Here is a 7913-nt window from a genome sequence, read left to right on the forward strand (position 1 = left end):
GACGACGCCTCAGAACCCCAGCTTGCGCAGCTGCCTCGGATCCCGCTGCCAGTCCTTCGCGACCTTCACGTGAAGGTCCAGGAAGACCGGGGTACCCAGCAGCGCCTCGATCTGCTTGCGGGACTTGATGCCGACCTCTTTCAGGCGCTTGCCCTTGGGGCCGATGATGATGCCCTTCTGACTGGGGCGCTCGATGTAGACGAAGGCATGGATGTCGAGGAGCGGTTTGTCGGCGGGGCGGTCCTCGCGGGGGAGCATCTCCTCGACGACGACGGCGATGGAGTGCGGCAGCTCGTCGCGCACGCCCTCCAGTGCGGCCTCGCGGATCAGCTCCGCGATCATGACCTGCTCGGGCTCGTCGGTCAGGTCGCCCTCGGGGTAGAGCGCCGGGCCCTCGGGCAGCAGTGGCACGATCAGGTCGGCCAGCAGACCCACTTGCTGGTCGCCGACCGCCGACACCGGCACGATCTCGGCCCACTCGAAGCCCAGCTCCTTGCCGAGCTGGTCGATGGCGATCAGCTGCTCGGCGAGCGTCTTGCTGTCCACGAGGTCGGTCTTGGTGACGATCGCGATCTTCGGCGTCTTCTTGATGGCCGCCAGTTCCTTCGCGATGAACCGGTCTCCGGGGCCGAGCTTCTCGTTCGCCGGCAGACAGAAGCCGATCACGTCGACCTCGGCCCACGTGGTGCGCACGACGTCGTTGAGCCGCTCGCCCAGCAGCGTGCGCGGCTTGTGCAGCCCCGGGGTGTCGACCAGGATCAGCTGGGCGTCCGGGCGGTGCACGATGCCCCGCACCGTGTGCCGCGTCGTCTGCGGCTGGTTCGCCGTGATCGCCACCTTCTGGCCGACCAGAGCATTCGTGAGGGTGGACTTGCCCGCGTTGGGACGGCCCACGAAGCAGGCGAAACCGGCCCTGTGGACAGCTCCGGCCGGCTCTTCGGATGACTGGGTACGAACGCTCATGCCGCCCATTCTCCCTGATCCCCGGAGCCGCCCCGTACCGGACGTCCCCGGAGAGCTTCCCGAAACCCTCACGCAACGAAACGTCACGGAAACACACCCGTACGCAACCGGAAACGAGGGGCGGTGAATCTCTGACGAGCCCCCGCACCGTTGGAGACAACCGTGACCCTCGCCGCCGCAAGCGCCGACACCGGTGACACCGCCTGGCTGCTCGCCGCCACCGCCCTCGTGCTGCTGATGACCCCGGGCCTGGCCCTCTTCTACGGCGGCATGGTCCGTACGAAGAGCGTGCTCAACATGCTGATGATGAGCTTCGTGTCGATCGCCCTGGTGACGGTGGTGTGGCTGGCGGCCGGTTACTCGCTCACCTTCGGCGAGGACGCGGCGGGGGGACTCATCGGCGGGCTCGACCACGTCGGTATGAGCGGCCTCGGCCCGGACAGCGTCCAGGGCACGGTCCCCACGGTCCTGTTCGCCACCTTCCAGCTCACCTTCGCGATCATCACCGCCGCCCTGGTCAGCGGGGCCGTCGCGGACCGGGCGAAGTTCGCCGCGTGGCTGGTCTTCGTGCCGGTGTGGGCGCTGCTCGTATACGTTCCGGTCGCGCACTGGGTGTGGGGGCCGGGCGGCTGGATCCTGGAGCGGCTGGGCGCCCTGGACTTCGCGGGCGGGCTGCCCGTGGAGATCGTCTCCGGTGCCTCGGGGCTGGCGTTGTGCCTGGTCCTGGGCCCGCGGATGGGCTTCAAGAAGGACGCCATGCGCCCGCACAACCTGCCCATGGTGATGCTGGGCGCCGGTCTGCTCTGGTTCGGCTGGTTCGGCTTCAACGCCGGCTCGGCGCTCGGCGCCAACGGCCTCGCGGCCGCCGCCTTCCTCAACACCCTGGCCGCGGGCTGCACCGGCCTGCTCGGCTGGCTCTTCGTGGAGCAGAAGCGCGACGGCCATCCCACGACCCTGGGCGCCGCGTCCGGCGCGGTCGCCGGTCTGGTCGCCATCACCCCGTCCTGCGGGTCCGTCTCGCTGCTCGGCGCGCTGGTCGTCGGCCTCGCCGCCGGTGTCGTCTGCTCGTACGCCGTGAGCTGGAAGTTCAAGCTGAACTACGACGACTCCCTGGACGTCGTCGGCGTCCACCTGGTCGGCGGTGTCATCGGCACGCTCCTCATCGGCGTCTTCGCCGTGGACTCGATGACGGGCGGCGCCGAGGGCCTCCTCTACGGCGGCGGCCTCGCCCAGCTCGGCAAGCAGCTGCTGGCCGTGATCGTGGTCGGGGTGTACGCGTTCGGCGTGACCTACGGGATCGCCAGGCTGATCGACGCCACGATGGGCCTGCGCGCCACCGAGGAGCAGGAGCAGACCGGCCTGGACCTTACGGTGCACGCCGAGACGGCCTACGATCACGGGGTCCTGGGCCACGGCGCCCCGGTCTCCTCCTCCGTCGTCTCCCCCGCCCAGAAGGTCACCCCCCAGGCATGAAGCTCATCACCGCGATCGTCAAGCCGTACCGCCTCGACGAGGTCAAGAACGCCCTGCAGGAACTCGGCGTGCACGGCCTGACCGTGAGCGAGGCCAGCGGCTACGGCCGGCAGCGCGGCCACACCGAGGTGTACCGCGGTGCCGAGTACCAGGTCGACCTGGTGCCCAAGGTCCGTATCGAGGTCGTCGTCGAGGACGCGGTGGCCGAGGACGTCATCGACGCGGTCGTGAAGGCCGCGCACACCGGCAAGATCGGCGACGGCAAGGTGTGGGCACTGCCCGTCGAGACGGTCGTGCGGGTGCGAACGGGCGAGCGCGGCCCCGACGCGCTCTGACACCGGGGCCGCGCCGCTTCGGTCCAGGGCCTGTCGTGTGAATCAGGTCCTAGTCGAACACGAACGGGCCCGGCGACTGCGGCCCGGTCGCCGTGCAGGTGATGGTGATGCCGAAGACGGTCATCCTCAGCGAGCCGCCGAAGGCCTCCAGGCTGTCGCCGGAGGCCACGGTGCCGCTGAGCGGGCCGACCTCGACGGGGGCGCCGGCGGCCATCGCCGGGTTCTCGGTGCCGGCGAAGTCGACGGTGCCGCCGTCGGCCTTCACCAGGGTGAGGGTGGACGAGATCGAGTCCTCTCCCAGCGCGATGGGCGCCGTGATCGCGGAGGACTTGACGGTGAGTGTGGCGGCGGTGCCGTCCTGCGTGGCCGTGAGGGTGGCCTCGCCGCTGCCGAAGGTGCCGCAGTCCGCGCTGATCGTCGCCGTCTGGGGGGTGACGGCGAGGGCCGCGGGGGCGAAGGCGAGCCCGGTGACCGCGAGGGCCCCGGCCGCCAGTGCCGCACCTGCTCCGATGCGCTTGTGTCTCATGGGATTCCGGCTCCGTTTCCGTGGGGGGCGGACCGCTCGGCGCATGGATGCGGGCACACCGCCGAGTCTCGAACCTGACGGTCCGTCGGAATGGACGGTTCCATTGATGCGTGCGGGGCAGGTGGCGGCAAGGTTGAAAACTGGCCTAATTACCGCCGGTTACAGCGGAGTTCATCCGGCGGTGACGGTGGTCCGGACCGTTCCGTCGGGCCCGGCCACCAGTACCGGAGTCCCCGCACCACCGAGGTCCCGTACGGCCGCCCGGTCCGCGTCGGACGCGGTCTCCGCCTCCGTCACGACCGCCGCCGCCTCCAGGGACGTCGCGCCCGAGGCCACCGCCATCGCCACCGCCGTCTGCAGGGCACTGAGCTTCAGGGAGTCGAGGGCCACGGTGCCCGCGACATAGGTGCGTCCGGTCTCGTCCCGTACGGCCGCGCCCTCGGGCACGCCGTTGCGGGCCCGCGCGGAGCGGGCCAGGGTGACGATCTTGCGGTCCTCGGGGTCGAGCGCGCTGCTGTCGGTCATGATCCGAGCATACGTAGCGGCCGCCCCGGCCCCGTCTCAGGGCCGGTCGAGGCGGAGGCGGTCCGCTCGGGGCAGTCCGGCGACGACCAGGTCGTACGAGTCCTCGATGAGCTCGCGGACCAGCTGGTCCGGGAGCTCGCCGTCGACCGTGACGGTGTTCCAGTGGCGCTTGTTCATGTGCCAGCCCGGGACGATGAGGCCCTCGTACTCACCGCGGAGGCGGACCGCCTCGTCCGGGTCGCACTTGAGGTTGGCCTTGAGGGGGCGCGCGTCGAGGTGCGACAGGGCGAACAGCTTGCCCTGCACCTTGAAGACCGAGATCTCCGGACTGAACGGGAAGTCCTCGACGGCCGCGTTGAACGACAGGCAGAACGCGCGAAGTTCCTGCGGTGTCACTCCGGCTTCTCCTCCTCGGAAGGCGGGTCCGCCGGGCCCACCGGCTCCGCCAGCACGGTCACGATCTTGTTCCGGCGGCCGGCCGCGGCCTCCGCGGTCAGCCGCAGTTCCCGGCCGTCGGGGAGGTCCACGACGGCCGAGGCTCCCGCGATGGGGACGCGCCCCAACGCCTTGGCCAGCAGGCCGCCGACGGTCTCGACGTCCTCGTCGTCGAACTCCTCCAGGCCGTACAGCTCGCCCAGGTCGCTGATGTCCAGGCGGGCCGTGACGCGGAAGCGGTCGTCGCCGAGCTCCTCGATCGGCGGCAGTTCGCGGTCGTACTCGTCGGTGATCTCGCCGACGATCTCCTCGAGGATGTCCTCGATGGTGACGATGCCGGCGGTGCCGCCGTACTCGTCGATGACGACGGCGACGTGGTTGCGTTCCTTCTGCATCTCGCGCAGCAGGTCGCCGGCGTTCTTGGTGTCGGGCACGAAGAACGCCGGGCGCATGGCCGTGGACACCTGCTCGGACTCGGCGTCGCGGCTGATGTGCGTCCTTCGGACCAGGTCCTTCAGATACACGATGCCGACGATGTCGTCCTCGCTCTCCCCGGTCACGGGGATGCGCGAGAAGCCGGAGCGCAGGGCGAGGGTGAGGGCCTGGCGGATGGTCTTGAAGCGTTCGATGACGACCAGGTCCGTGCGCGGGACCATGACCTCGCGGACGAGGGTGTCGCCCAGTTCGAAGACGGAGTGCACCATGCGGCGCTCCTCGTCCTCGATGAGGGACTCCTTCTCGGCGAGGTCGACCAGGGCGCGCAGCTCCGCCTCCGAGGCGAAGGGGCCGCGGCGGAAGCCCTTGCCGGGGGTGAGCGCGTTGCCGATGAGGATCAGCAGCGACGGGATCGGGCCCATGATCCGGGCCAGCGGCACCAGGACGTACGCGGAGACCGTGGCGGTGTTCAGCGGGTGCTGGCGGCCGATGGTGCGCGGGGAGACGCCGACGGCGACGTAGGACACGAGGACCATGACCGCGATGGCGACCAGGAGGGCCTCGGTGGTGCCGTCGAACTCTTGCAGGCAGCCGTAGGTGATCAGCGCGGCGGCGGCCATCTCGCAGGCGACGCGGACCAGCAGCGCCACGTTGAGGTAGCGGGTCGGGTCGGCGGCGACCTGGGAGAGCTTGGCGCTGCCGCGGCGGCCGGAGCGTACGGCTTCCTCGGCGCGGAAGCTGGAGACGCGGGCGAGGCCCGCCTCCGCGCAGGCGGCGAGCCAGGCCACGACGACCAGGGCGATGGCGCCCAGGACGAGTTGCGGACTCATCGGCGGCGTTACGAGACCGTCGGCGCCGGGGACGGGCCGGTCAGGCCCCGCTCCGCGCGCCAGCCGTCCACGATGGCCGCCTGCAGGCCGAACATCTCGGCCTTCTCGTCCGGTTCCTCGTGGTCGTAGCCCAGCAGGTGCAGCACGCCGTGGACGGTGAGCAGTTGGAGCTCCTCGTCCATGGAGTGCTGCGTCTCCGCGTCCTTGCCCTGCTTCTCGGCGACCTCGGGGCACAGCACGATGTCGCCGAGCAGGCCCTGCGGCGGCTCGTCGTCGTCCTTGGAGGGCGGGCGCAGCTCGTCCATCGGGAAGGACATGACATCCGTGGGGCCGGGGAGGTCCATCCACTGGATGTGGAGCTGCTCCATGGCGTCGGCGTCCACGACGATCACCGAGAGCTCGGAGAGCGGGTGGATGCGCATCCGCGCGAGCGCGTAGCGGGCGATGTCGAGGATCGCCTGCTCGTCTACCTCGGTGCCGGACTCGTTGTTGACGTCGATCGACATGGTGCTGTGTGTGTCTACTTCCCCTTGTGCCCGGACTTGCCGCGGCTCTTGTGCGCGCCGTTCTGGGTGCCGTGCGTGGTGTCGTACTTCTCGTACGCGTCGACGATACGGCCCACCAGCCGGTGCCGGACGACGTCCTGGGACGACAGCCGGGAGAAGTGGACGTCCTCGACGCCGTCCAGGATGTCCTGCACCTGGCGCAGGCCGCTCTTCGTCCCGTCCGGGAGGTCGACCTGGGTCACGTCACCCGTGATCACGATCTTCGAGTCGAAGCCGAGGCGGGTGAGGAACATCTTCATCTGCTCGGGGCTCGTGTTCTGGGCCTCGTCCAGGATGATGAAGGCGTCGTTGAGGGTGCGGCCGCGCATGTAGGCGAGCGGCGCGACCTCGATGGTGCCCGCCGCCATCAGCCGCGGGATGGAGTCCGGGTCGAGCATGTCGTGCAGCGCGTCGTAGAGCGGGCGCAGGTACGGGTCGATCTTCTCGTAGAGCGTGCCCGGGAGGAAGCCGAGGCGCTCGCCGGCCTCGACCGCGGGGCGGGTCAGGATGATGCGGTTGACCTGCTTGGACTGCAGGGCCTGCACCGCCTTGGCCATCGCCAGGTAGGTCTTGCCGGTGCCCGCGGGGCCGATGCCGAAGACGATCGTGTGCTTGTCGATGGCGTCGACGTAGCGCTTCTGGTTGAGCGTCTTGGGGCGGATCGTGCGGCCGCGCGAGGACAGGATGTTCTGCGTGAGTACCTCGGCCGGGGTCTCCTGGCCGTCGCTCTCGCCGTTGTCGCTCGCCTTCAGCATGGCGATCGAGCGTTCCACTGCGTCCTCCGTCATCGGCTGCCCGGTGCGGAGCACCAGCATCATCTCGTCGAACACGCGCGAAATGAGGGCGACGTCGTTCGGGTCGCCGACCGCGCTGATCTCGTTGCCCCGGACGTGGATGTCGGCCGCCGGGAAGGCCTTCTCGATCACGCGCAGGAGGGAGTCGCCGGACCCCAGCACGGTCACCATGGGGTGCTGGGCGGGGACGGTGAGCCGCGCTCTCGCCTGCTCCTGCGCGGGGGTGTGAGCTGTCGATGATTGAGTCATGGGCCGGCGCTTAAGGCCTGCGGTTCCTCCTCGTCACGGCCGCACAGCTGAGGGCGGCCTCGCGACTCCCAGGGTACGACGGGGGAGTGACAACGCCGTAGGGGTTTTGGGGGCCGGGTTGTCACCCGGGCCCCGTGGGAGGATCACGCCGAGCGCCGGAAGCCGATCGTCGGCACGGCCCTGCGCAGCGGCCAGGGCCTGACCAGTTCCTCCGACACCAGCTCCGCGAGGAACCCGTATCTCTCCAGCGCCACCGGCGACTGCCCCTCGACCGACTGGACCCTGCGCCACCACGCCGCGATCTCCGACCAGCCCGGCGCCGACAGCGATCCGCCGAACTCCTGCACCGACAGCGCCGCGGTGAGCCCGGCGAAGGCCAGCCGGTCGGCGAGCGGCCAGTCCGCCAGCGTCCCGGCGACGAACCCGGCCACGAACACGTCACCGGCCCCGGTCGGGTCGAGCGCCTCGACCGCGATGGCCGGCACCTCCGCCGTCTCCCCCGTGCGCCGGTCCACCGCGTAGGCCCCGTCCGCGCCGAGGGTGACCACCGCGAGTGGCACGTACTCGGTCAGGGCGTGCGCGGCGGTCCGGGGGCAGTCCGTGCCCGTGTACCGCATCGCCTCCTGTGCGTTGGGCAGGAAAGCCTCGCAGTGCCGCAGGTCGGGCAGCGCCGCCAGGTCCCACGCCCCGGTGTCGTCCCAGCCGACGTCGCCGAACACCCGGGTGCCGTTGCTCGCGGCCTGGGCGATCCAGGGGGCGCTCACGCCGGGGGCGAGGGAGGCGACGGCGGCACGCGCGCGTGG

Annotated in this window: 10 protein-coding genes; 2 read left to right on the forward strand and 8 right to left on the reverse strand. The window is 70.5% G+C overall.

Annotation, left to right across the window (positions count from 1 at the left end; genetic code table 11):
* Positions 1-9: 9 nt before the first annotated feature.
* Positions 10-972, reverse strand: a complete 963-nt coding sequence (gene era / locus K4G64_RS15270) for a GTPase Era (RefSeq protein ID WP_221756589.1) — start codon at positions 970-972, stop codon at positions 10-12.
* 153 nt (positions 973-1125) lie between these two features.
* Between era and K4G64_RS15275 the strand changes: the two genes are divergently transcribed.
* Positions 1126-2436, forward strand: a complete 1311-nt coding sequence (locus tag K4G64_RS15275) for an ammonium transporter (RefSeq protein WP_221756590.1) — start codon at positions 1126-1128, stop codon at positions 2434-2436.
* Positions 2433-2771, forward strand: coding sequence for a P-II family nitrogen regulator (locus K4G64_RS15280; protein WP_221756591.1), 339 nt, complete (start codon positions 2433-2435; stop codon positions 2769-2771). Before K4G64_RS15275 ends, K4G64_RS15280 begins: the two co-directional genes overlap by 4 nt.
* A gap of 49 nt (positions 2772-2820) precedes the next feature.
* Here K4G64_RS15280 and K4G64_RS15285 read toward each other — a convergent pair whose 3' ends face one another.
* From K4G64_RS15285 to K4G64_RS15315, 7 genes are all read right to left on the reverse strand, one after another.
* Positions 2821-3297, reverse strand: a complete 477-nt coding sequence (locus K4G64_RS15285) for a hypothetical protein (protein ID WP_221756592.1) — start codon at positions 3295-3297, stop codon at positions 2821-2823.
* A gap of 171 nt (positions 3298-3468) precedes the next feature.
* Entirely contained in the window at positions 3469-3822 is a 354-nt protein-coding gene (locus tag K4G64_RS15290) for a cytidine deaminase (protein ID WP_030836448.1), read from the reverse strand.
* A gap of 36 nt (positions 3823-3858) precedes the next feature.
* Positions 3859-4218, reverse strand: coding sequence for an MmcQ/YjbR family DNA-binding protein (locus tag K4G64_RS15295; RefSeq protein ID WP_031106289.1), 360 nt, complete (start codon positions 4216-4218; stop codon positions 3859-3861).
* The gene (locus K4G64_RS15300; RefSeq protein WP_221756593.1) at positions 4215-5522 is read right to left on the reverse strand and encodes a hemolysin family protein; all 1308 of its coding nucleotides are present in this window, start codon (positions 5520-5522) and stop codon (positions 4215-4217) included. Before K4G64_RS15300 ends, K4G64_RS15295 begins: the two co-directional genes overlap by 4 nt.
* Before the next feature lie 8 nt (positions 5523-5530).
* Positions 5531-6028: an rRNA maturation RNase YbeY gene (gene ybeY, locus K4G64_RS15305; RefSeq protein WP_190898580.1), complete on the reverse strand. Its 498-nt coding sequence runs from the start codon at positions 6026-6028 to the stop codon at positions 5531-5533.
* A 14-nt stretch (positions 6029-6042) separates the two neighbouring features.
* Positions 6043-7110 carry a PhoH family protein gene (locus K4G64_RS15310; RefSeq protein ID WP_221756594.1) on the reverse strand — a complete coding sequence of 356 codons (1068 nt, stop codon included), beginning with the start codon at positions 7108-7110 and terminating at the stop codon, positions 6043-6045.
* A 143-nt stretch (positions 7111-7253) separates the two neighbouring features.
* On the reverse strand, positions 7254-7913 hold a 660-nt coding region (locus K4G64_RS15315), incomplete at its 5' end, for a carbohydrate kinase family protein (protein WP_260460472.1).

The organism is Streptomyces sp. WAC04114, from assembly GCF_019733245.1.
Lineage (GTDB): Bacteria > Actinomycetota > Actinomycetes > Streptomycetales > Streptomycetaceae > Streptomyces > Streptomyces massasporeus_A.

Bases quoted from the DNA above. Each gene is read 5' to 3' on its own strand.
- era (WP_221756589.1), bottom strand. From the start codon at position 972: ATGGGCGGCATGAGCGTTCGTACCCAGTCATCCGAAGAGCCGGCCGGA.
- K4G64_RS15280 (WP_221756591.1), top strand. From the start codon at position 2,433: ATGAAGCTCATCACCGCGATCGTCAAGCCGTACCGCCTCGACGAGGTC.
- K4G64_RS15285 (WP_221756592.1), bottom strand. From the start codon at position 3,297: ATGAGACACAAGCGCATCGGAGCAGGTGCGGCACTGGCGGCCGGGGCC.
- K4G64_RS15290 (WP_030836448.1), bottom strand. From the start codon at position 3,822: ATGACCGACAGCAGCGCGCTCGACCCCGAGGACCGCAAGATCGTCACC.
- K4G64_RS15300 (WP_221756593.1), bottom strand. From the start codon at position 5,522: ATGAGTCCGCAACTCGTCCTGGGCGCCATCGCCCTGGTCGTCGTGGCC.
- ybeY (WP_190898580.1), bottom strand. From the start codon at position 6,028: ATGTCGATCGACGTCAACAACGAGTCCGGCACCGAGGTAGACGAGCAG.
- K4G64_RS15310 (WP_221756594.1), bottom strand. From the start codon at position 7,110: ATGACTCAATCATCGACAGCTCACACCCCCGCGCAGGAGCAGGCGAGA.